21 protein-coding genes and 2 tRNA genes are annotated in these 20,036 nt (G+C 66.5%); 5 read left to right on the plus strand and 18 right to left on the minus strand.

From position 1 onward, the window contains the following. The 13 genes from WB508_RS09180 to WB508_RS09240 form a co-directional block, all read right to left on the minus strand. On the minus strand, nt 1-236 hold a 236-nt coding region (locus WB508_RS09180), incomplete at its 3' end, for an ATP-dependent Clp protease proteolytic subunit (RefSeq protein ID WP_423844604.1). 148 nt (nt 237-384) lie between these two features. Then, nucleotides 385-1,173, minus strand: coding sequence for a TIM barrel protein (locus tag WB508_RS09185; RefSeq protein WP_423844585.1), 789 nt, complete (start codon nt 1,171-1,173; stop codon nt 385-387). 1 nt (nt 1,174) lies between these two features. Beyond that, the gene (locus WB508_RS09190) at nt 1,175-2,167 is read right to left on the minus strand and encodes a Gfo/Idh/MocA family oxidoreductase (protein WP_423844586.1); all 993 of its coding nucleotides are present in this window, start codon (nt 2,165-2,167) and stop codon (nt 1,175-1,177) included. Next, the gene (locus WB508_RS09195; protein ID WP_423844605.1) at nt 2,164-3,318 is read right to left on the minus strand and encodes a Gfo/Idh/MocA family protein; all 1,155 of its coding nucleotides are present in this window, start codon (nt 3,316-3,318) and stop codon (nt 2,164-2,166) included. Before WB508_RS09195 ends, WB508_RS09190 begins: the two co-directional genes overlap by 4 nt. Next, nucleotides 3,318-4,187, minus strand: coding sequence for an ATP-binding cassette domain-containing protein (locus WB508_RS09200; protein ID WP_423844587.1), 870 nt, complete (start codon nt 4,185-4,187; stop codon nt 3,318-3,320). Before WB508_RS09200 ends, WB508_RS09195 begins: the two co-directional genes overlap by 1 nt. After that, nucleotides 4,184-5,248, minus strand: coding sequence for an ABC transporter permease (locus tag WB508_RS09205; protein WP_423844588.1), 1,065 nt, complete (start codon nt 5,246-5,248; stop codon nt 4,184-4,186). The genes WB508_RS09200 and WB508_RS09205 overlap by 4 nt, the downstream gene beginning before the upstream one ends. A gap of 66 nt (nt 5,249-5,314) precedes the next feature. After that, a complete protein-coding gene (locus WB508_RS09210) occupies nt 5,315-6,274 on the minus strand; it encodes a substrate-binding domain-containing protein (protein ID WP_423844589.1) in 960 nt (319 codons plus the stop codon). Nucleotides 6,275-6,308: 34 nt separating this feature from the next. Continuing rightward, nucleotides 6,309-7,805, minus strand: a complete 1,497-nt coding sequence (locus WB508_RS09215) for a CoA-acylating methylmalonate-semialdehyde dehydrogenase (RefSeq protein ID WP_423844590.1) — start codon at nt 7,803-7,805, stop codon at nt 6,309-6,311. After that, nucleotides 7,792-9,741: a 3D-(3,5/4)-trihydroxycyclohexane-1,2-dione acylhydrolase (decyclizing) gene (gene iolD, locus WB508_RS09220; RefSeq protein ID WP_423844591.1), complete on the minus strand. Its 1,950-nt coding sequence runs from the start codon at nt 9,739-9,741 to the stop codon at nt 7,792-7,794. The genes WB508_RS09215 and iolD overlap by 14 nt, the downstream gene beginning before the upstream one ends. Next, nucleotides 9,738-10,601 (minus strand): 5-deoxy-glucuronate isomerase, encoded by an 864-nt coding sequence (gene iolB, locus WB508_RS09225; protein WP_423844592.1) that lies wholly within the window; start codon nt 10,599-10,601, stop codon nt 9,738-9,740. Before iolB ends, iolD begins: the two co-directional genes overlap by 4 nt. Beyond that, a complete protein-coding gene (locus tag WB508_RS09230) occupies nt 10,598-11,494 on the minus strand; it encodes a Cgl0159 family (beta/alpha)8-fold protein (protein WP_423844593.1) in 897 nt (298 codons plus the stop codon). The genes iolB and WB508_RS09230 overlap by 4 nt, the downstream gene beginning before the upstream one ends. After that, nucleotides 11,491-12,468 carry a 5-dehydro-2-deoxygluconokinase gene (gene iolC / locus WB508_RS09235; RefSeq protein WP_423844594.1) on the minus strand — a complete coding sequence of 326 codons (978 nt, stop codon included), beginning with the start codon at nt 12,466-12,468 and terminating at the stop codon, nt 11,491-11,493. Before iolC ends, WB508_RS09230 begins: the two co-directional genes overlap by 4 nt. Continuing rightward, the gene (locus WB508_RS09240) at nt 12,465-13,361 is read right to left on the minus strand and encodes a TIM barrel protein (protein ID WP_423844595.1); all 897 of its coding nucleotides are present in this window, start codon (nt 13,359-13,361) and stop codon (nt 12,465-12,467) included. The genes iolC and WB508_RS09240 overlap by 4 nt, the downstream gene beginning before the upstream one ends. A 134-nt stretch (nt 13,362-13,495) precedes the next feature. Between WB508_RS09240 and WB508_RS09245 the strand changes: the two genes are divergently transcribed. Then, the gene (locus WB508_RS09245; protein WP_423844596.1) at nt 13,496-14,236 is read left to right on the plus strand and encodes a GntR family transcriptional regulator; all 741 of its coding nucleotides are present in this window, start codon (nt 13,496-13,498) and stop codon (nt 14,234-14,236) included. Here WB508_RS09245 and WB508_RS09250 read toward each other — a convergent pair. From WB508_RS09250 to WB508_RS09270, 5 genes are all read right to left on the minus strand, one after another. Beyond that, nucleotides 14,217-14,696, minus strand: coding sequence for an SRPBCC family protein (locus WB508_RS09250; protein WP_423844597.1), 480 nt, complete (start codon nt 14,694-14,696; stop codon nt 14,217-14,219). The two genes, WB508_RS09245 and WB508_RS09250, sit on opposite strands and share 20 nt — an antisense overlap. After that, nucleotides 14,696-15,952: an esterase/lipase family protein gene (locus tag WB508_RS09255; RefSeq protein ID WP_423844598.1), complete on the minus strand. Its 1,257-nt coding sequence runs from the start codon at nt 15,950-15,952 to the stop codon at nt 14,696-14,698. Before WB508_RS09255 ends, WB508_RS09250 begins: the two co-directional genes overlap by 1 nt. A gap of 74 nt (nt 15,953-16,026) precedes the next feature. Next, nucleotides 16,027-17,418, minus strand: coding sequence for a trigger factor (tig, locus tag WB508_RS09260; RefSeq protein ID WP_423844599.1), 1,392 nt, complete (start codon nt 17,416-17,418; stop codon nt 16,027-16,029). A 107-nt stretch (nt 17,419-17,525) separates the two neighbouring features. Continuing rightward, nucleotides 17,526-17,602: transfer RNA gene (locus tag WB508_RS09265), tRNA-Pro, on the minus strand. A gap of 97 nt (nt 17,603-17,699) precedes the next feature. After that, nucleotides 17,700-17,828 carry a hypothetical protein gene (locus WB508_RS09270; protein WP_423844600.1) on the minus strand — a complete coding sequence of 43 codons (129 nt, stop codon included), beginning with the start codon at nt 17,826-17,828 and terminating at the stop codon, nt 17,700-17,702. A 43-nt stretch (nt 17,829-17,871) separates the two neighbouring features. On the opposite strand from WB508_RS09270, the gene WB508_RS09275 reads away from it, so the two are divergent. The 4 genes from WB508_RS09275 to WB508_RS09290 all read left to right on the plus strand — a co-directional run bounded on the left by WB508_RS09275 (nt 17,872) and on the right by WB508_RS09290 (nt 20,029). Continuing rightward, entirely contained in the window at nt 17,872-18,414 is a 543-nt protein-coding gene (locus tag WB508_RS09275; protein ID WP_423844601.1) for a 4-amino-4-deoxy-L-arabinose transferase, read from the plus strand. A 46-nt stretch (nt 18,415-18,460) separates the two neighbouring features. Next, nucleotides 18,461-18,533, plus strand: a tRNA-Gly gene (locus WB508_RS09280). A 226-nt stretch (nt 18,534-18,759) separates the two neighbouring features. After that, nucleotides 18,760-19,479 carry a DUF4396 domain-containing protein gene (locus tag WB508_RS09285; protein WP_423844602.1) on the plus strand — a complete coding sequence of 240 codons (720 nt, stop codon included), beginning with the start codon at nt 18,760-18,762 and terminating at the stop codon, nt 19,477-19,479. A 241-nt stretch (nt 19,480-19,720) separates the two neighbouring features. Continuing rightward, a complete protein-coding gene (locus WB508_RS09290) occupies nt 19,721-20,029 on the plus strand; it encodes a hypothetical protein (protein ID WP_423844603.1) in 309 nt (102 codons plus the stop codon). Nucleotides 20,030-20,036 lie beyond the last annotated feature (7 nt).

The following is a 20,036-nucleotide window of genomic DNA, read 5'->3' on the forward strand; positions in this document are numbered from 1 at the left end:
GAGATGAACTGCATCGTGTCGTAGATCGCCATGCCCGAGTCGACCGAGCCGCCGGGGCTGTTGATGTACAAGAAGATGTCGGCCTCGGGATCCTCGGCGTTCAGCAGCAACATCTGCGCGCAGATCGCGTTGGAATTGGAGTCGCGAACCTCCGATCCCAGAAACACGATGCGCTCCTTGAGGAGCCGCTGGTAGATGTGTCCGTCGAGATCGGACGGCCCGGCCTCGTTGGCCATGGCTTGAGGAGTCTGTGGAGTAGTCACGCTCACGACAGTAGACGGCTGGGTGGTGGAACACACGCCAAAACGCTGCTGTTCGCCCTCGGCGTAGGGATCGATGGACCGGGCGCGTCGCGCATCAGCGGTGCTGGACGAAAGCCGCTGGTCAGACGGTGAAGGCCGCGCGAAAGGCTTCGAGCGCACGGTCAGATCCGGCGGACGACGGGTCGGCAGCGAAGGCCTCCATGGCCACGACTCCGTCGTACCCGGCCTCTGCCAGCGCCTGCGCAACGAATGTCCACCGCACCTCACCGGTGCCTGGCTCGCAGCGGCCGGGAACGTCGGCGACCTGCACCTCACCGACGTGCGGGACGGCACGCCGGATCAGCTCGACGAGGTTCCCTTCGCCGATCTGTGCGTGGTACAGATCGAGGTTCATCTTCAGGTGGGGGCTGCCGACTGCTGCCACGAGTGCGAGCGTGTCGGCCGCCTTGCCAAATGGAGTGCCGGGGTGGTCGACCTGGGTGTTGAGGTTTTCCAGCACGCACGTGATGCCGTGCCTCTCCCCCAGCTCGGCGACCCGCTCGAGCGTGCGCACCGCTGCCAGCCACATGTCACCTGTGACGACCTCGACGGGAAGCAGCGGGATACCTCCCTCGCCGAGCCCCGTGCCGTGCAGGTTCAGCGAAGGGCACGCGATCTGCTGTGCGAAAGGGATCGACTGATGCATGGTCCGCACCAGGTCGTCGGCGCCGTCTGGCGTGATCAGGTCACCGGTGGTGTATCCGGTCATCGACGTGAACTGCGCACCGGTGGCCGCCAGCGCCGCGGCATCCTTTTGCGTCCAGTCCCAGATCTCGACCGCGAATCCGGCGGAGTGGATGCGTTCGACCCGCTCGAGGTGCGGCAGCCCGGTGTAGACCATCTCCGAACAGATCGCGAGGGTGAACGACATCTCAGCCGCCGTACAACTCAGGGCGATCCGGGACGTCGACCGGCTCACGCCGGCCGGAGCCGAGCGCGGTCACACCGGCACCGGCCACGAGATTGGCGACGAAGCCGTCCCAGGCGCTCGCACCGACGACCTCACCCCTCGCACTGGCGTTGGCCCACGTGGACAGCTCGATGCGGTACGACTCGATGAAGTGATCCACGAAATCGCTACCCACGGCGCTGCCGACCTGCCCGGCGATCCGACGCACGACGGGGGCGCGCGGCTCGAGCATGGCTGAGCCGCCCGTGCCGACGACCTCCACGCGCACGTCGTATCCGTAGTCGGCATTGCAGAACACCTCTGCGGTGATCATCTGCCCGTCCGCCATCCAGAGCGTGGCGACCTGCGGGTCCTTGAATCCGTCGTGCACGGGTGACTCGACGCGAATCGCGACGATCTCGTCATCCAGCAGCCACCGGAAGGTGTCGAACTCGTGAATCATCGAGCCGGTCACCAGCGTCGACGAGTCGGTGCTGGTGAGGTTCGCGGCGTTGCGGTGGATGCCGTGCAGCAGCCGCACAGTGCCCAGGGTGCCGTCGCTGATGGAGCCTTTCAGCGAAGCGAAACCTGGGTCGAATCGGCGGTTGAATCCCACCTGCACGAATCGGCGGCCGGCCGCGATCTCGGCGTCGACCACGCGGCGGGCCTCCCCAGCTGTGACCGCGAGCGGCTTCTCGCAGAGCACGTACGTACCTCGCTCGATGCCAGCAATCGCCAAGTCGGCGTGGGTGCCGTCGGGCGAGGCGATGACGAACGCGTCGACCGCCGCGATCAGCGCCTCCGGAGACGCGGCGGGCTCGCCGCCAACCTCCTCGGCGATGCACGCGGCCCGGGCAGCGTCCATGTCGAACACGTGGGTGACGGTGGCGCCGGGGACTGACGTGGCGAGGGTGCGAGCATGCGAGGCGCCCATGGCGCCAGCACCGATGACACCCAGCCGAAGCTTGCTGGTCACAGTTTGACCCACTTTCGTTGCTCGGAGGACTGCAGCATGGCGTCCACGACGATGGCCGCCGCGAGAGCGTCGTGAATCGTGGCGCCGACCGGCTTGCCGGTCGCTATCGACTCGACCAGACGGCGAGCCTCCACGACCTTGAGGTCGTCGAAGCCGATCGGATTGTTGGTGCCCGGCTGGAAGGCCGCGAGATCTCCGTCCCCAGGTCCGGCGTATTGCGTGGTGTAGAAGGCATTCAGATGGTTGCCCTCTGCAGCGCTCGCCACGCGCAGCTCGTTCAGGCGACGGAAGTCCCAGGCGACTGCGCCCTCGGTGCCGTGCACCTCGAATCCGTACGTGTTCTGCTCGCCCACTGCCGTGCGACTCGCCTCCAGGACACCGCGTGAACCGTCTGCCAGACGCAACAGCGCGTTGACGTAGTCCTCGTTCTCGACGGCGGCGTGGTCGCCGGCGCCCTTCGCGTAGTGCATGGCTCCAGGAACGGCTTCGCGCCGCTGCGGGATGAAGGTGGCCCGATCGACGACGAGCTCATCGATCGGAGCGACCACGTGCTGCACCAGGTCGACCGCATGACTGACCAGGTCGCCCAGCACGCCGCTGCCGGCGAACGCGTTCTGGAACCGCCACGACAGCGCGGCATCCGGATCGGCTGAGTAGTCGGCGAGAAAACGCACGATCGTGTGCTCCACGGTGCCGACGCCTCCGCCAGCCACGATCTCGCGGGCCCGCTCGACGGCGGGTACGTTGCGGTAGTTGAAGCCGGCGGCCGCCTGTACCCCGGCCGCTTCGACAGCCGCCACGATCTCCGCCGTCTCGGCTGAACTTCGGCCAGCGGGCTTCTCCACCCACAGGTGCTTTCCGGCCTCGGCAGCAGCGACGGCCACGTCGCGGTGGATGAAGTTCGGGCCGGTCACACAGACCAGGTCGATCTGGTCGTGCGTCACCACGTCGCTCCAGTCGGTGAGCTGGTGCTCGAAGCCAAAAGCGTCGGCGGCTCGTTTCGTGCGGTCGTCAGGGGCGTTGTCGACGACCGCGACCAAGCGGGGTCGCAACGGAGCGTCAGGGTAGTGCTGCAGCAGGCGCGCGAGGGCGCGGGCGTGCACCTGCCCCATCCAGCCGAATCCGACGATCCCGACCCGGAGGTCCTCCATCACGCCTCGATCACGGTATTCATCCTCTGAGCCACCTGTGACTCCGAGCCCAGGCTCTCCTGGAGCTCGTGCACCAACGACTCCAGCTCCGCGCCACCGGCCATCATGGAGGTCAGATCCTCGAGGGTCATCTCGGTCTTGGGAAAGTCGCCCAGGCTCTTGCCGCGGCGGAGCAGCATGAACCGGTCACCCACCGGGTACGCGTGATGGGGATTGTGGGTGATGAACACGACGCCCAAGCCGCGCTCACGCGCCTTGGCGATGTACTTCAGCACCACACCGGACTGCTTGACTCCGAGTGCCGCAGTCGGCTCGTCGAGGATCAGGACCCGGGCACCGAAGTACACGGCGCGCGCGATGGCGACGCACTGCCGTTCACCACCGGACAGGGTGCCGATCGGCTGGTCCACGTCGCGCAGGTCGATGCCCATCGCGGCCAGCTCCTCCTTGGTGATGCGCTTCATGGTGGTGATGTCCATGCGCTTCGCCGGGCCGAACCCGGTCCGCAGCTCACAGCCGAGGAAGAAGTTGCGCCAGACCGGCATGAGGGACACCACAGCAAGGTCCTGGTACACCGTCGCAATTCCATGGTCGAGCGCCTCACGGGGGCTGGACAGCGTGACGGGCTGGCCGTCGATCAACAATTCACCGTCGGAATGCGGGTGCGCTCCGGCAAGGATCTTGATGAAGGTCGACTTGCCAGCGCCGTTGTCACCCAGGACACAGGTGACCTGCCCGGCCCGCACCGAGGTGCTGACATCGCACAGCGCGATGATGTTGCCGTACCGCTTCCCGATCTCCCGCACCTCGATGACAGGGACTGACCCTGGCTTCTGCGTCGTGCTCGTCTGCGCTGACTGGTTGCTCATCGTGCCGTCTCCGCTCGTTTGCGAACCCATTCGTTCAGGAGCACTGCTGCAAGGAGCATCACTCCAAGGAACGCCCGAAGCCAGTTGTTGTCCCAACCGGAGTAGACGATTCCTTGACTGACCATGCCGTAGATGAGCGCTCCGAGAGCCGCTCCGATCGCTGAGCCGTAGCCTCCGGTCATCAGACAGCCCCCGACCACGGCACAGATGATGTAGATGAACTCCTGCCCGACCCCGGTGTTGCTCTGGACCGTCGACGTCGAGAACAGCAGCAGCATGCCGACCAGCCAGCCGGCGCCCGCGGTGGTCATGAACAGCCCCACCTTGGTCTTGAAAACCGGCACACCCACCTGGCGAGCCGATTGCTGGGCGCCGCCGACCGAGAAGATCCAGTTGCCGGTGCGCGTGCGCAGCAGGATCCAGGTGGCGACCGCCGTGACCGCGAGCCACCAGAACACCGAGGCGAACACCGACAGATTGCCGTCAAAGCGCGTCCCGGGCATCCAGTCGAAACCGATCGTGAGCGTCGAGCCGAACACACTCTTGGCCTGGTCGTAGTACGGCACGTTCGACATGCCCTGGATGGCGACCTGCCCGATGAGGGCCTTCGTTCCGGCCAGATCGATGCCCTGCAGCACGAAGAAGGTGCCCAGCGTGACGATGAAGCTGGGGAGCCCTGTCCGCATCACCAGGATGCCGTTGACGGCGCCGACCGCGAGGGCCAGACCCAGGGAGACCAGAATCGCCGCCCAGATGTTGAGGCCGTACTCGGTGGTCAGGATGCCGACCACCAGGCCGGTGAAGCCTGTGATGGCCCCGGCCGAGAGGTCGAACTCCCCGCCGATCATGAGCAGAGCCACCGCGACCGCCATGATGCCGATCGTGGACGCACCGCGCAGCCACGTGCTCGCACCGGCAGGGGTGGCGAACACGTCCGTGCTGACCGCGAAGAAGGCGAAGATGGCGAGCGCGGCCACGAAAGCGCCGATCTCAGGCCGTTTGAGCACTTTGGCGAGGGTGGACGTGCTGGAGATCCGCTCATCGACGGTGAGTGTGGTCATCGTGTACTCCGTTCTGTCGTGGCTGAGGAGCCGTGGGGCCCGGCGGACCGGGCCCCACGGATCAGGTCAGCGGGTTCCGTTCGTGGCGAACTTCAGCACCGCGTCTGCGTTGTCCTTCGTGATGAAGGCCGGTCCGGAGTTGACCGGCTGCCCGCCACCGATGTCGTTGCCGTTGATCGACTTCAGGTACAGGCCGGTCACACCCAGGAATCCCTGGACGTAGGGCTGCTGGTCGACGGCGAACAGGACCTTCCCGGCCTGGATGGCCTTGAGGACGTCCTCGGAGAGATCGAAGGTCCCGACCTTCGCGCTGCTGCCGGACGCCTCGACTGCTGCCACCGCGTCGATCGCGTACTGCCCACCGAGGGTCACGACCGTGTCGATGTCCTTGTCGGCCTGCAGCTTGGACGTGATCGTGGCCTGCACGGCGGCGTCGTCAGTGCCGTCGACCTGCAGATTCTCGACCTTGCCACCGAACGATTCGGCGACCGCCTGGCAACGCTCTTCCAGGCCGACGTTGCCCGCTTCCTGGATGACGCAGATGGCGTTCTTTTGGCCTTCGGCCTTCAGTCGCTCACCCACGGCCTCGCCCGCGATGGTCTCGGTCTGACCGATGTGGGTGATCGCCCCGAAGTCCTTGAACTTGTCGACCCCGGAGTTGATCGTGATGACCGGCACGCCAGCGGCAACGGCCTTCTTGATGCTGGCCTCGAGTCCGTCAGGGTTGGCCATCGACACCACGATGCCGTCGACGTTCTCGGCGACAGCGCCGTCGATCAGCTGCGACTGCTTGGCTGGATCGGCGTCGGAGCTGTAGTTGACCTTGACGCCGTAGTCGGTGCCGGCCTGCTCGGCGCCTGACTTCACCCGGTCCCAAAATGCATCGCCGGGAGCGCCGTGGGTCACGACCGCATAGGTGAGGTCCTTCGTGTCCTTCGCGGAGTCCGCTTCCTTGCCGGTGCCGCTGCAGGCGGCCAGGAGCGCACCGACGGCCACCAAGGCGCCGACGATCTTGATCTTCTTCATGATGTTCCTCTGATTTCTCGGGGTGATCCCGGCGTCATTGTGCCGTCGGGAAGTTCAGCTGGGCGAGAGACTCCTCGCTGACGTGCGGCCACCGGGTGGTGACCACCTTCTGTTGGGTGTAGAACCTGACGCCTTCGGGACCATGGATGTGGTGGTCGCCGAAGAGCGAGTCCTTCCAACCTCCGAAGGAGTGGAAGGCCATCGGGACAGGAACCGGGACGTTGATGCCGATCATGCCCACGTGGACCTTCCGCTGGAAGGTACGTGCCACCTCGCCTGATGAGGTGAACACCGCTGTGCCGTTGCCGTACGGGTTGGCGTTGATCAGCTCGATGGCAGCGTCCAGCGTCGGAACCCGCAGCACGGTGAGCACGGGTCCGAAGATCTCGTCGGTGTAGACCGACATGTCGGTGGTGACGTGGTCAAGAAGCGAGGGGCCGACGAAGAAGCCGTCCTCCAGTCCCTCGACGACCAGGTCGCGGCCGTCGACGACGACCGTGGCGCCAGCGGTCTCCCCCTGCCCGATGTAGTCGACGATGCGATCACGAGACGCCTGAGTGACCACCGGGCCCATCTCAGCATCGGGGTCCGTGCCGACCGACACCGTGAGGCCGACTGAACGCTCGTGGATCTTGTCGACCAGCGTGTCCGCGGCGGGTCCCACGGCGACAACGGCCGAGATGGCCATGCAGCGCTGTCCGGCCGAGCCGTACCCGGCCGCGACGATGTGGTCGGCTGCGAAGTCGAGGTCGGCGTCCGGCATCACGACGGCGTGGTTCTTGGCGCCGCCGAGGGCTTGCACGCGCTTGCCGGTGCGTGATGCGTTCTCGTGGACGTACTGGGCGATGGGGGTTGAGCCGACGAACGAGACACCGGCGATGCCGGTGTGCTGCAGGATCGCATCGACCGCGACCTTGTCGCCGTGCACGACGTTGAACACGCCATCAGGAAGCCCGGCCTGGGTGTAGAGGCGGGCCACCAGGTCGGAGGCGCCGGGAACCCGCTCAGACGGCTTGAGGATGAAGGTGTTGCCAGCTGCGATCGCGACCGGGTGCATCCACAACGGAACCATGATGGGGAAGTTGAACGGCGTGATGCCGGCCACGACGCCCAGCGGCTGACGGAACGAGTGTGAGTCAATGCCGCCGGAGACCTGGTCGTTGAAGTCGCCCTTCAGCAGCTGCGGGATGCCGCACGCGAATTCAACGACCTCGCGGCCCCGAACGACCTCGCCCCGCGCATCGTCGAGCGTCTTGCCGTGCTCGGAGGAGATGATCGCCGCCAGCTCGTCTTCGTGCTGCACCAGCAGCTCACGGAAGTCGAACATCACCCGCGAGCGGGCTGTCACCGACGCCTCGCTCCATGTGTGGAAAGCCTTCTGGGCCGCTTCGACCGCTGCGTCGACGTCGCGGGTCGTCGCGAGTCGCACGTGCGACTTCGCGACACCGCGTGCTGGGTCGTACACGTCGCCGAGGCGATCGCTGTCGCCCTGGTGACTCATGCCGTTGATCCAGTGGTCATACGTCGTCATGGCGTGCCCGTTCGTCGGATGAGGTCGGTGCGGTGGCCGGCGAGAGATGAGTGCGCTGGCGGGTCTTGTGGCTTTCGTAGGTGCGGCGGGCGTGTTGCGTCGACGGGAGGACAGAGACCTCGGAGACTGGCACGTCCCACCACGCGGGGCTGTCGGGGGCCGGGACCAGAGGATCGGTCTCGACGTGGATCACGGTGGTACGCGTCGACTCCTTGGCCCTGAGCACCGCGGACCGGAAATCCTCGATGCCTGACACTGCCAGCACATCGGCTCCCAGGCTGGCAGCGTTGGCGCCCAGGTCGACAGGAAGCTTCTCGCCGTCAAGCCCGCTCGCCGTGCGATACCGGTACGAGGTGCCGAACCGCTGAGATCCGAGCGACTCCGACAACGCTCCGATGGAGGCGTACCCGTGGTTCTGCACCAGAATGACGATGATCTTGATGCCCTCGGCAACGGCGGTGACCAGCTCGGCGTTCATCATCAGGTAGGAACCGTCGCCGACCATGACGAAGACCTCGCGATCGTCATCCTCGTCCACGGTCGCGAGCTTGACTCCCAGGCCACCGGCGATCTCGTAGCCCATGCACGAGAAGCCGTACTCGACGTGGTACCCCTTGCGGTCCCGGGTGCGCCACAGCTTGTGCAGGTCGCCGGGCATGGAGCCGGCCGCGCAGACCACGACATCACGGGGGCTCGACAGCTCGTTGACCGCTCCGATGACCTGGCTCTGGATCGCGAGTCCGTCGGCGACCGACGGAGCGCCGTCGCCTGCGTAAGCCTTCTCGACGACCGCATCCCATTCTCGCGCGAGTTCGATGGCCCGGGCCGTGTGCGCGGCGTCAGCGGCCCACCCGTCGAGTGCTGCGGTCAGAGCATGGAGGCCCTCCCGTGCGTCGGCCACGAGGCTGACGGCGGCGTGCTTGTGGGTGTCGAAGGCCGAGACATTGAGATTCACGAATTGCACCGCGGGATTCTGGAACAGCGTCCGTGAGGCCGTGGTGAAGTCGCTGAACCGAGTGCCGATGCCGATGACGACATCCGCCTCCTCCGCCAGAGCGTTCGCCGCCGAGGTACCCGTGGCGCCGATGGCGCCGACCGACTGCGAGTGGTCGTACCGCAGCGCGCCCTTCCCGGCCTGCGACTCGGCCACCGGGATGCCGGTCGCCTCGGCGAAGGCCTCGAGCGCGTCATTGGCCTGCGCGTACGTGACCCCGCCGCCCGCGACGATCAGAGGCTGGCGTGCGGACCTGATCACGGCAACGGCCCGCTCAAGGGCCGCAGGCTCCGGAACCGGACGAGCCACGTGCCAGACCCGCTTGGCGAACAGTGCCTCGGGGAAGTCGAACGCCTCTGCCTGCACATCCTGCGGCAGCGCCAGCGTGACGGCGCCGGTCTCGGCCGGATCGGTCAGGATTCTGATGGCGTGCAGCAGCGCCGAAGCAAGCTGCTCGGGCCGGCTGATGCGGTCGAAGTGCACCGAGACGGGACGAAAGACGTCGTTGACCGACACGTCCCCGGCCTGGGTGCTCTCCAGCTCCTGCAGCACGGGGCTCGCGACGCGGGTCGCGAAGGTGTCGCCGGGCAGCAACAGCACCGGCAACCGGTTGATCGTGGCCAGCGCGGCACCCGTGACCATGTTGGTGGCGCCGGGGCCGACCGACGCGGTGACGGCCATCGCCGCCAGTCGGTCGCGCTGACGGGCGTACGCCACGGCGGCGTGCACCATGGCCTGCTCGTTGCGGCCGTGGAAGAACCGGAGATGGGACGGGTCGCCGGACTGCTCACGCTCCAGCAGCGCCTGTCCGACGCCCGCGACGTTCCCATGACCGAAGATGCCCCAGCAGCCGGCGAAGAATGGCGTCTCGCGGCCGTCACGTTCGACGTGTTGGGCCTCCAGGAATCGCACGGTTGCCTGTGCGACGGTCAACACGGTCATGCGTCTGCTCCAGATGTGAGTCGGGGGTCGACGGGCTGTCCGTCCCAGGTCCCGCGGATCCAGCTGTGGGCGGGGTCGTCGCAGATCAGCCACGACCGCTCGACGCCGGGGCCGGCCATCACGTTCAAGTAGTACAGGTCGTAGCCGGGGGCCGCCATCGACGGGCCGTGCCAGCCGTGCGGGATGAGCACGACGTCGCCGGTGCGGACTTCGGTCGAGATGTCGATGTCGGCGTGGTCATGGCCGTAGACGCGTTGGAAACCCATGCCAGGTCCCGCGGGGCCGGATTGCACCTCGAAGTAGTAGATCTCCTCGAGCTGGGTCTCGCCCTCGCGCTCCTCGTCGTGCTTGTGCGGGGGCCACGACGACCAGTTGCCGCCCGGCGTGACGACCTCGCAGCAGATCAGTCGATCGGCCTCCAGCACCCCTGGAACTCCGAAGTTGTTGACCTTCCGGCTGGCCTGGCCGGCTCCTCGCAGCTCGACAGGAACGTCGGTGGCCGGCAGGTGTGCGGCCTCGAGTCGGTTGACGCACACCGCGGTGCAGATGGCGAACCGTCCGCCGCCGGCGCTGGCGACGGTGAGCTGGGCGTCACGCGGGACGTAGACGATGTCGCTGGGTCCGGAGAAGACGTTCTCGCGGCCCAGCAGATCGAATGACGTGTCGTCGACCGTGATCACGGCTCCGCCGCTCAAGGACAGCACCATCGCCTCGGTGTCACGTGTCGCGAGCGAGTAGGACTCCCCCGCGGCGAGCAGCACGACGACCAACCCGCTGTGAGTCCAGCCGGCCGAGGCCGGCGTCACGTCGAGCACGACGGGACCCGTGGCATCGGCATCTGCCTTGAGAACGAGACTCATCGCGTCATCATCTCCACGGTGGTGTCGACGGCGGCCTCGACACTGCCGTTCGGCGGGAACAGCAAGGAACGACCCACGACCATGCCCTTGACCATGGGACTCGAAAGCGCCTTGGACCACGCCGCGAACTGCGCTTCCTGATCGGCTGCGACCTCGCCTCCGAGCAGCAGCACCGGCAGCGTCGTCGAGCCGAGCACGGCCTCCATGTCATCGATGACGGGCAACTTCAGCCACGTGCGGGCCGAGGTGCTGGCCAGTCCTGCGGCTACTGTGGCCGAACGCACGACGGCCTCGGTCGACAGATCGTTGCGGATGCGGCCGTTCTCGTCGCGATAGGAGATGAACGGCTCGACCATGGCCATCAGCTTCTCCTGCGCGAGTGCATCGACAGCCCGCGCACAAGCCTGCATGGTCGACACGGTGGCGGGGTCGCGGGGGTCGATGCGGAACAGCATCTTGCCGCCTTGATAGCCGGCCGCAGCGATCTCCGGAGCCTGATAGGCCGTGAAGCGGTCGTCGATCTCGAAGGAGGTGCCCGCCAGCCCGCCACGGTTCATCGAGGCGATGACGACCTTGCCCTCCAGAGCCCCGAGGATCAGCAGATCTTCGATCAGGTCGGCGGTCCCGAGGAAACCATCCACACCGGGCCGGTCAAGCGCCCGACAGATCCGGTCGAGCAGCTCGGTGCGGTTCCCCATGGCCAGCGCATTCCCGCCAGCACGCAACGCGCCGCGAGCCGGATGGTCGGTCGCGATCAGCATCAGCCGACCCGTCTGACCGGCCAGTCCGCTCGGCTGCCGACGCGACGCGGCGAGCTCGGCGACACGATCGGGATGGGCGGCGCGAAGATCGACGATCTTGCGGATGTCGTCAGACGTGACAGTGGCGCTCATCGAGCAGCTCCCTCGGCGAGGTAGGCCGACAGCTGGGCGGCCGTCGGCATGGCATCGGAGCACGACAGCTGCCCAGCGACGTAGGAACCAGCGGCGTTCGCGCCGGCAAGCAGCTCGGTGAGCGAGGCACCGGTGAGCAGGCCATGCACCAGGGCACCACCGAACGCATCGCCAGCGCCGAGCCCATTCACGACCTCCACGGGCATCGGCGGCACCACGACCGACTCATCGCCGCGAACGCCCAGCACGCCCAGCGGGCCCTGCTTGACGACAGCCAGCTCGACTCCGGCGTCGAGCAGTGCCGTGGCGGCTGATGCTGGCTCGGACTCACCCGTGGCCACTGCGCACTCCTCCTTGTTGCCGACCGCAACAGTCACGTGCGGCAGCGCCTGTTCGATCTGCTCGGTGGCGGCCGCGGGCGAATCCCAGAACATCGGGCGATAGTCGAGGTCAAGGATCGTGACGCACCCGTCCCGGCGAGCCCTGCCGGACCGTGCCTCGAGTGCTGCCAGATGCGCTTCGCGGCTCGGTGACTGTGACAAGCCCGTCACGGTCACCCAGAAGACCTCGGCTGCACGGATGGCGTCGTAGTCAAGATCGTCGGGGCTGATGTGCAGGTCGGGCGCCTTGGGGCCGCGATAGAAGTACAGCGGGAAGTCGTCCGGCGGGAAGATCTCGCAGAAGACGACGGGAGTCTGAAGGCCCCCGACGGGAAGGACCCACTGATCATCCACCCCGTAGGCCCGCAGAGCCTGATGCACGAATCGGCCAAACGGATCATCGCCTGTGCGGGTGATCGTGGCCGCGCGATGTCCCAGTCTGGCCGCCGCGACCGCCACGTTGGTAGAGCTTCCGCCCAGGAACTTTCCGAACGAACTGACCTCCTCCAGACCCACACCTACCTGCTCGGGGTACACGTCGATGCCGACGCGGCCCATGGTGATGAGGTCGTACGGCGTGCTCGTCAGACTCATGCCAGCCGCGCCCTCACGTAGTCGAGGCACTTCTGTACGTCTGCCTTGGGTCCGATGCCCGCAGGTTCGCCAGACAGCATCAGGTCCTGCTCGAGCACGTACCAGCCGGTGTACCCGTGGCTCTCGAGTGCGTCGATCATGGCGGCGACGTCCACCGATCCCTCGCCCAGAACTGTCCACATCCCGTCGCGAACGGCGCTGGAGAACGTCACCTCGCCGGCCACCACCTCGGCTGCTCTCGCGTCGTCGACGTCCTTCAGGTGCACGTGCCCGACGCGGTCGAGGTTGGCCAAGGTGATCGCGACCGGGTCGGCGCCGGCTGCCGCCAGATGGCCGGTGTCCACACAGAGGCGGATGTTCGACCCGTCGAGGACCCTTTGCACGTCCTCGGCGTTCTCCACCATCGTCCCGATGTGTGGGTGAATGGTCGCCACGACGCCACGATCGACAGCTCGGTCACTGATCCGGTCGAGATTGTTCAGCATGGTCTTCCATTGACGGTCGTCAAGAACCGGACGGGCGTCGTAGCCCTCGACGCCGGTCGAGGCCGCCAGCACCATCACGTCGGCGCTGGAGGCCACACAACCGTCGATGAATGCCTCAACCTCTGGCATCGGATCATGGTCGGCGTCGTGCAGCAGGACGGGCAGGAACCCTCCGACCGCGCGCAGGTCGTAGCCGCGCAGGAACTCGGCCTTTTCACCTGGCGCCTCGGGAAGAAAACCGTCGGGACCGAACTCTGTGGCGGCGAGACCCAGCTCGCGCATCTCCGTCATGACCCGGTCCGCGGGCAGCTGGTAGCCCCATTGTGGCACTTCGCACACGCCCCAGGAGATAGGAGCGCCGGCGATGCGGTCGACCCGGCGCGAAGGGGATGACGCAGTGGCAGTCATGACGTACGGCCTTTCACCTGATGAAGACGGCACCATCTTGGTGCTCGTGGCGAGTGTGCTTCGACTCACATTGCCTTGTCAAGTATTTGTCCTGACATATTGACGAAGTCCGGTTGGTCGACCAGATTGTGACCATGCCCGGTCACCCCGACATCATCCTGGATCGTTCCAGCCCGATCCCCTTGTACTTCCAGGTGGCAGAGCAGATCGAGCGAGCCATTCGATCTGGCGAGCTTGCGCCTGGCGATCGCATCGAGAACGAGGTGGCACTGGCGCATGGCCTGGGCCTGTCCCGCCCCACGATGCGTCAGGCCATCCAGGTACTGGTCGACAAAGGAATGCTGGTGCGAAAGCGCGATGTCGGAACCCAGGTGGTCCACGGCACAGTGCGCCGGTCCGTCGAGCTGACCAGCCTTCACGACGATCTTGCGAGCGCCGGCCAGGACCCGCGCACCCAGCTGTTGTCGCTGGGCCGCGAGGCGGCCGACGAAGAAGTAGCACTCGAACTGCAAGCCGTGGTCGGTGCCGAGGTCTGGATGGTCGAGCGGGTGCGCTTCATCGGTGCGCAACCGCTGGCACTGATGCGCAACTACCTGCCGGTCGACGCCATGGACCTCAGCACGGTCGACTTCGAGTCAGAGGGGTTGTACTCGGCGATGCGCCGCGCCGGCATCACCATGAGAGTCGCCAAGCAGCGCATCAGCGCGCGCCAGGCCAGCACGCGCGAGGCGACCTTGTTGAACGAGCGCCGCAACGCACCGCTGCTCACCATGCAGCGCACCGCCTACGACGACGGAGGTCGCGCGGTGGAATTCGGCCGGCATGCCTACCGTCCCGCGCTCTACCAGTTCGAGCTCACGCTCGTTGACCGCTGAGCTCGCTCTGGATGGCGGCGAGTGTGGCGTGCATGCCGTCCTGCAGCTCGGCGTCGTGGCCGTCGGCGCCTCCCAGGGCCAGCTTTGCCGTAGCTCTGACGACGAGATTGGGGTCGATCACTGCTGAGCGGCGCTCGGTCAACCGCGTGCCCGTGCCGTCCGGAGCGACTTCATAGGACCACTCGACCCGTGAAGGCCACACCTCGAAGCCGAACACGCCATCCGAGGTGGCGGTGGGTGGCAGCCACTGCGAGATGCGGCTGGTGGTCGGCCAGAAGAAGCCCTTGCGGCGGTTCAGGTTGATGCCACGTCGACCGACCTTCGGGGCACCCATCAACCACATGCCGACCAGCTCAGGGCTGCGGCGGCGCATTGCTGTGAGATCCGTGACCGCGGCCCAGACCTCGGCCGGCGGCGCATCGAGGACGATGGATGCTTCACGGGCGGGTTGGTTGCTCATCAGGCCTGCTTCGGGGCTGGGAGAGCACGCGGCGACTGCGTGCGCTCGTTGATCCACGTGACCAGCCAGTCGCCGACCCGTGGGTGATTGAGCAGCGCGAAGTGGTGCGCGCTGGGGAGGTACTCGAATCTGGCACCGTCGACGATCGCACCCTGGCGACCGACCCCGGTGGCCGAGGAGAAGTGCACCAGCAGGTCACCGAGAACAGCGCTGAACGGATGCCCTTGAGAGGCGCCGAGGGTGGAGGCGACGAAGTGGTACTCAGCGTGCGCCAGGGGTGCAGCCGCGATGCGATCGAGGCCCCACTGGACGGTGAGGTCTTGACCTTCCCACTCCGCAGCAGAGATGTAGCCGTGGCGCAGGTCGGTGATGCCGGCCGACCGGCTCTCGAGGATGCCACTGAACGGTCGGGATTCGGGCCAGAAGCGCAACAGGCGTGAGCCCACGTGAGCTGCCTTCTCCAGCGCGGCTCCGGCGTGAGGGGTGCCGAGGCAGATGACGTCACGCACCATGTGCTGCCACGACTCCCCGGCTGCCGTGGCGTGATTGGTCGCGGCGCGAGCGACCAAACCGCCCATCGAATGACCGACCAAGGTGATCCGGGTGACCGCGACGGGCCAGGAGTCGACGAGACGGCGGATCAGCTGGTCGAGGTGCTTGCCGTTCTCGGAGATGTGCAGCCCGGTGTTGTACCGGATCATCACCGGTGTGCCATCGGTCTCGGCGGCGATGCGCTGCGCATAGCTGGTGCCGTGCTGCTTCGAGTAGTTCTCCCACGACTCATCGTTCTCGCACAAGCCGTGCAGGAAGATCACGGGGTGGCCACCGGCCCCACGGAACGCTTCGGACAACGGCCATGAGGTGACCGGCACGTCCGAGCCGTCGACCCGAACCGCCATCGTGATGGCCTGCGGATCGTCGAGCATGCGCAACTCGTCGCCGATCAGCCCGTTGATGGCCGCGACGACCAGCCGACCACGCGGACTGTCCTCGACTGGACGGCCCACCCCGCGGCTGGCGAGCGATCGGACTGCCGCGCCGCCGACCCGCAGCCCGCCGGAAATCGCTCCGTAGAACGACGTGACCACGGCATCGTGCAGGGATTCTGGCACACGGCTGCCGATCAGACGCGTGGCACCGAAGGCGCGCGACGAGATGGCGTGATGCATCTCGCGGACCGACCCGACGATCAGCCGATCACCGTACTCGAGCGCGAGGGCAGCGACGTCGGTCGTGCGTGCGGGCTCGGTGGGCATGCCACCATGCTGCCGGTATCTGATGACGAAGGGAACTGTGCCGGGCCGAAGGAGTCCGAACTCACAGTTGTTCTTCAGGCTTTGGTCGGTGCCTCTGCTTCGTCTCCAGCGGCACTGACGTCAGCGATGTCGTCACTGATCGTGCCGTCGGCCTGCAACTTCGACAGGTCGATGGACGTGCCCGACGCGTCCGTGACCTGAGCGCCCTCGACCAACGAGGCCAGTGCCTTGCCGCGCAAGACCTCGCTCACCATCTCGGGCACGTGGTTGTGCTCCATGATGTGCTGGATGTAGGAGTTGGGGTCCTCACCGGACTGCTGGGCCCGACGCATGATGTGCTGGCTCAGCTCGTTGTCGTCGATGCCGAACTCCTCGGTGGCCACGACCTGGTCGAGCACGAACTGCGCGACCAGCGAGTCGCGCACGCGCTTCTCCAGCTCGGCCTCGAACTCGTCGGCGGTCTGCTCCTCGTCGTCGAGGTAGGCCTCGAACGTCATGCCGATCTGCGCGATCTGCTGCTCGATCTGCTGACGACGGCTGGCGATCTCCTCGGTGACGAGGGTCTCGGGCAGCGGGGCGTCGATCTGCTCGACGAGCTGCTCCAGCACGAGATCGCGGGCTTCAGCGGCCTGCTCCATGCGCTTGCCGCGGGTCACCCGCTCGGAAAGGTCCGCGCGCAGCTCCTCGACGGTGTCGAACTCCGACGCCATCTGGGCGAAGTCCTCATCCAGATCAGGAAGGTGCTGTTCCTTGACGTCCTGCAGGACGACCGTGACGTCGACCTCTTCGCCCTTGCGGTCGCCGCCGACCAGTGTGGTGCTGAAGGTCGCCGTGGCACCCTTCTCCATGCCGGTGAGCGTCTCATCGAGACCGTCGAGCATGGTGGCCTTGCCGATGACGTACGGCATGCCGGCCGCCTGGGCCTCCTCGATCTGGGTGCCGTCCTTGCTGGCGGCGGACAGGTCGACGGTGACTGAGTCGCCGGCCTGCGCGGGGCGCTCGACCTCGGTGAAGGTGGCGAACCGCTCGCGCAGCGCAGTGATCTGCTCATCGATGTCATCGTCGGACACCGTGGCGTCGGCGACGGTCACCGAGATGGTGGAGAGGTCCGGCAGATCGATCTCCGGGCGGACGTCCAGCTCGGCCGTGACCTCGATGGGTTCACCGTCGACGAACTTGGCCAGGTCGATGTCGGGCTGGCTCAGCGGCTGGAGGTTGGTCTCCTGAAGAGCCGAGGAGTACCAGCCGGGCAGAGCCGAGTTGATCGCTTCGTCAAGAACCGCACTGCGGCCGACTCGCTGGTCGACGATGGCGGCAGGCACCTTTCCCTTGCGGAAGCCGGGGATCGTGATCTGGGCGCCGATGGTCTTGTAGGCGGCCTGAAGACTCGTCTCGAACTCCTCGAACGGCACCTCGATGGTGAGCTTGACCCGGGTGGGGCTGAGAGTTTCGGTCGTGCTCTTCACGTGACAGGACTCCTGGAAATCGACGATGTGGGGGCCGCGTCGGCGCGGCGGATGGGCCTAAATCAGCCAGATTTCAGTCTCTCACGAGCCTGCAACCGGACGGAAATTGGTCGGGATGACAGGATTCGAACCTGCGACCCTCCGCTCCCAAAGCGGATGCGCTACCAAGCTGCGCCACATCCCGTGACGGACCCACTGTAGTGGCCTGCCGTGGGACTACTAGGAGGGGCTGATCCCCGTGGTCGCCGAGGGGGACGGCGCCGGCGCTGAGGGAGCTCGGGTCACCGGGGTGCGTTGCCGTCGACGACCGAGCGATCCGTGTGGTCCTCGATCTTCAGATCGGCGCAGGAAGCCGTACGGCTCTGCGGCTCGTCGACCATCCACGAATTGCCTTGGCGAGCGAACGTCATGCGGGCTGGGTTGCTCACACACCCCGACTGCCACACTGGTCGCATGTCGTACGACGCGATCGCCACGGCCGTGACCGCCGCCGCCCGGCAGCGAGAGCCGGTCTGCGGAGCAGGTCGCGTGATCGCGATCGACGGTCCCAGCGGCGCCGGCAAGACCGATCTGGCGGCCTGCTGGCACGGATCGCCAGACACCGCCGTCCTTCATCTCGAGGATCTGTATCCCGGATGGCTCGGACTTGACGCCACTCCCCCTGTCGTCGCCGAGATGCTGGCTGCGGTCGCGACGGGCAGGGATGCGTCGGCCGACGGATGGGACTGGGAGCAGCATCGACCCGGTGGCACGGTCCGCCTCGTGCCGCGGCCGCTGATCGTCGTAGAAGGTGTGGGCGCGGCCGCCGCGGTGATCCGACCATTTCTCAGCCTGGTGGTATGGGTCGACGCGCCCGCCGACGTGCGTCACGCCCGTGCGATGGCACGTGACGGCGACACCTTCGCGCCGTGGTGGCACACCTGGGCCGAGCAGGAGCGCCGACACTTCGCCCGCGAGCTGACCCGCACCCATGCGGACATCCTCGTCACTACCTGATGTGGCATCATGGAACCGCTGGTGAGGCCGCACGGTCGAGCCGCGTGCGGACGTAACTCAATTGGTAGAGTCTCTGCCTTCCAAGCAGAATGTTGCGAGTTCGAGTCTCGTCGTCCGCTCTCAGCATCACCGCAGGTCAGGATGGGTCTGGTACCCCGTCCCGGACGGAACACCGAGCGTCATGTGCCGGCTGTCGTGCCGGATCTCTCCGGGAGTCCCGACCTCATGACCACCTGGCAGTTGGGCGGGCTGGCTCGTGGTTGTCCGGGTAATCTTCCAGTGTCCCGCCCGTCGCTGCCAGCACCGCACCTGAGGCAGCACCCCTGATCACGAGGATTGCCAGTCATGGACATGCCGATGAGCTCCGCAGTCCCCGACTGGCTCACTCCGGTCGCCTGGACGTACATCACCATGTCACTGGTTTGCGTCGCTTTCATCGCTTCTGACATCTATCTGCTGCGCCGACGACATCTCAGTGTCGCCACAGAACTGGTGTGGATCACCTCTGCGCTCTACCTCGGCCCCCTCGCTATCGCGGCTTATCTGCGTCACGGTCGCGCCGATCTCACCACTGCGGCCAACGCCGCCGACAGCACTGGCGAGGCCGAGAGCACGGCGGTCGCGGTGCTTCCCGGCGGAGGAGCATCCGCGGTGGCACATCTGATCGCGGTACCACTTGTCGTTGCGGTCGGCTGGACCATCGCTGGGCTGGCGATGTGGCCGATGATGCTTCTCATCGCCGTCCTTGCCGTCGTCATGTTGGCGATCTACGAGCGAGTAGCCAGCAGTGGCCAGTTTGCCGGTCGTAGACGCGGCATCTCGATCGGGGCCGCGGTGGCGGCTGCCTTCATCACCGTTGCCGCCTTCGACGTCGGCATGGTCGGCTGGATGCTGCTGCTCCACTTCAACGACCTGATGCCACCAGTCGACGAGGGCACCTTCTGGTTCCTCATGCAGATGGGTGTCATCGTCGGCCTCTCGACCGGCTACCCGGCAGTCCAATGGCTCCTTCGCCGCCACCGGACTGTTGTCGTGCCGGAACGTGCCGGAAGTACAGGCACGTAACCTCCGATAGTGGCCGCGACCGGCAACTAGACGTCGTCACTTCGGCCCGCCGCAACAGCACAGAACGGCGCTGACCTGCACGAACACCGTTACCGCTGGACGCGCCTTTCGAGCAGATCTTGCGGTGTCCTGTCGTCCGCTCTCAGCATCACCGCAGTTCAGGATGGGTTTGGTGCCCCGTCCCGGACGGAACACCGACCAACGACTGGCGTTATTCGCGTTGGTGCGGTGCGATCTACCCATGACCGAACCCGACGACGAAGACGCCTCCCGTTGGCTCATCATCGACGGACGACGCTGGCGTCGTACCGACCCGAGTCTTCCCAGCGATGTGGTCGAAGCTTTGACTTCGCACCTGGGGCAGGGCCGCTCGGGCGTTCGCACCGCGAAGCGTCATGGCGATGAAGAGGGCGAGGCGGTAGCACGGCGACGAGTCAACCTGGCCAAGCACGGCCTCGGTGAGCGCGGACCCCGGTGGTGGGAAAGCGATGAGGCCACCCGACTACGGCGGGCTCGCGAGGCGCTCCGCGAGCTCGACGACCTGGCGTAAGTGAAGA

It is taken from the genome of Aeromicrobium sp. (assembly GCF_049586495.1).
Taxonomy (GTDB): Bacteria; Actinomycetota; Actinomycetes; order Propionibacteriales; family Nocardioidaceae; genus Aeromicrobium.

What these genes read in the sequence shown, in the direction of transcription:
- WB508_RS09215 (WP_423844590.1), bottom strand. Translation starts at nt 7,805, where the DNA reads ATGACGACGTATGACCACTGGATCAACGGCATGAGTCACCAGGGCGAC.
- WB508_RS09240 (WP_423844595.1), bottom strand. Translation starts at nt 13,361, where the DNA reads ATGACTGCCACTGCGTCATCCCCTTCGCGCCGGGTCGACCGCATCGCC.
- iolD (WP_423844591.1), bottom strand. Translation starts at nt 9,741, where the DNA reads ATGACCGTGTTGACCGTCGCACAGGCAACCGTGCGATTCCTGGAGGCC.
- WB508_RS09290 (WP_423844603.1), top strand. Translation starts at nt 19,721, where the DNA reads ATGACCGAACCCGACGACGAAGACGCCTCCCGTTGGCTCATCATCGAC.
- WB508_RS09270 (WP_423844600.1), bottom strand. Translation starts at nt 17,828, where the DNA reads ATGACGTTCGCTCGCCAAGGCAATTCGTGGATGGTCGACGAGCCGCAG.
- WB508_RS09285 (WP_423844602.1), top strand. Translation starts at nt 18,760, where the DNA reads ATGGACATGCCGATGAGCTCCGCAGTCCCCGACTGGCTCACTCCGGTC.
- iolC (WP_423844594.1), bottom strand. Translation starts at nt 12,468, where the DNA reads ATGAGTCTGACGAGCACGCCGTACGACCTCATCACCATGGGCCGCGTC.
- WB508_RS09195 (WP_423844605.1), bottom strand. Translation starts at nt 3,318, where the DNA reads ATGGAGGACCTCCGGGTCGGGATCGTCGGATTCGGCTGGATGGGGCAG.
- WB508_RS09205 (WP_423844588.1), bottom strand. Translation starts at nt 5,248, where the DNA reads ATGACCACACTCACCGTCGATGAGCGGATCTCCAGCACGTCCACCCTC.
- WB508_RS09200 (WP_423844587.1), bottom strand. Translation starts at nt 4,187, where the DNA reads ATGAGCAACCAGTCAGCGCAGACGAGCACGACGCAGAAGCCAGGGTCA.
- WB508_RS09210 (WP_423844589.1), bottom strand. Translation starts at nt 6,274, where the DNA reads ATGAAGAAGATCAAGATCGTCGGCGCCTTGGTGGCCGTCGGTGCGCTC.
- WB508_RS09250 (WP_423844597.1), bottom strand. Translation starts at nt 14,696, where the DNA reads ATGAGCAACCAACCCGCCCGTGAAGCATCCATCGTCCTCGATGCGCCG.
- iolB (WP_423844592.1), bottom strand. Translation starts at nt 10,601, where the DNA reads ATGAGTCTCGTTCTCAAGGCAGATGCCGATGCCACGGGTCCCGTCGTG.
- WB508_RS09275 (WP_423844601.1), top strand. Translation starts at nt 17,872, where the DNA reads ATGTCGTACGACGCGATCGCCACGGCCGTGACCGCCGCCGCCCGGCAG.
- WB508_RS09245 (WP_423844596.1), top strand. Translation starts at nt 13,496, where the DNA reads ATGCCCGGTCACCCCGACATCATCCTGGATCGTTCCAGCCCGATCCCC.
- WB508_RS09230 (WP_423844593.1), bottom strand. Translation starts at nt 11,494, where the DNA reads ATGAGCGCCACTGTCACGTCTGACGACATCCGCAAGATCGTCGATCTT.
- WB508_RS09255 (WP_423844598.1), bottom strand. Translation starts at nt 15,952, where the DNA reads ATGCCCACCGAGCCCGCACGCACGACCGACGTCGCTGCCCTCGCGCTC.
- WB508_RS09185 (WP_423844585.1), bottom strand. Translation starts at nt 1,173, where the DNA reads ATGTCGTTCACCCTCGCGATCTGTTCGGAGATGGTCTACACCGGGCTG.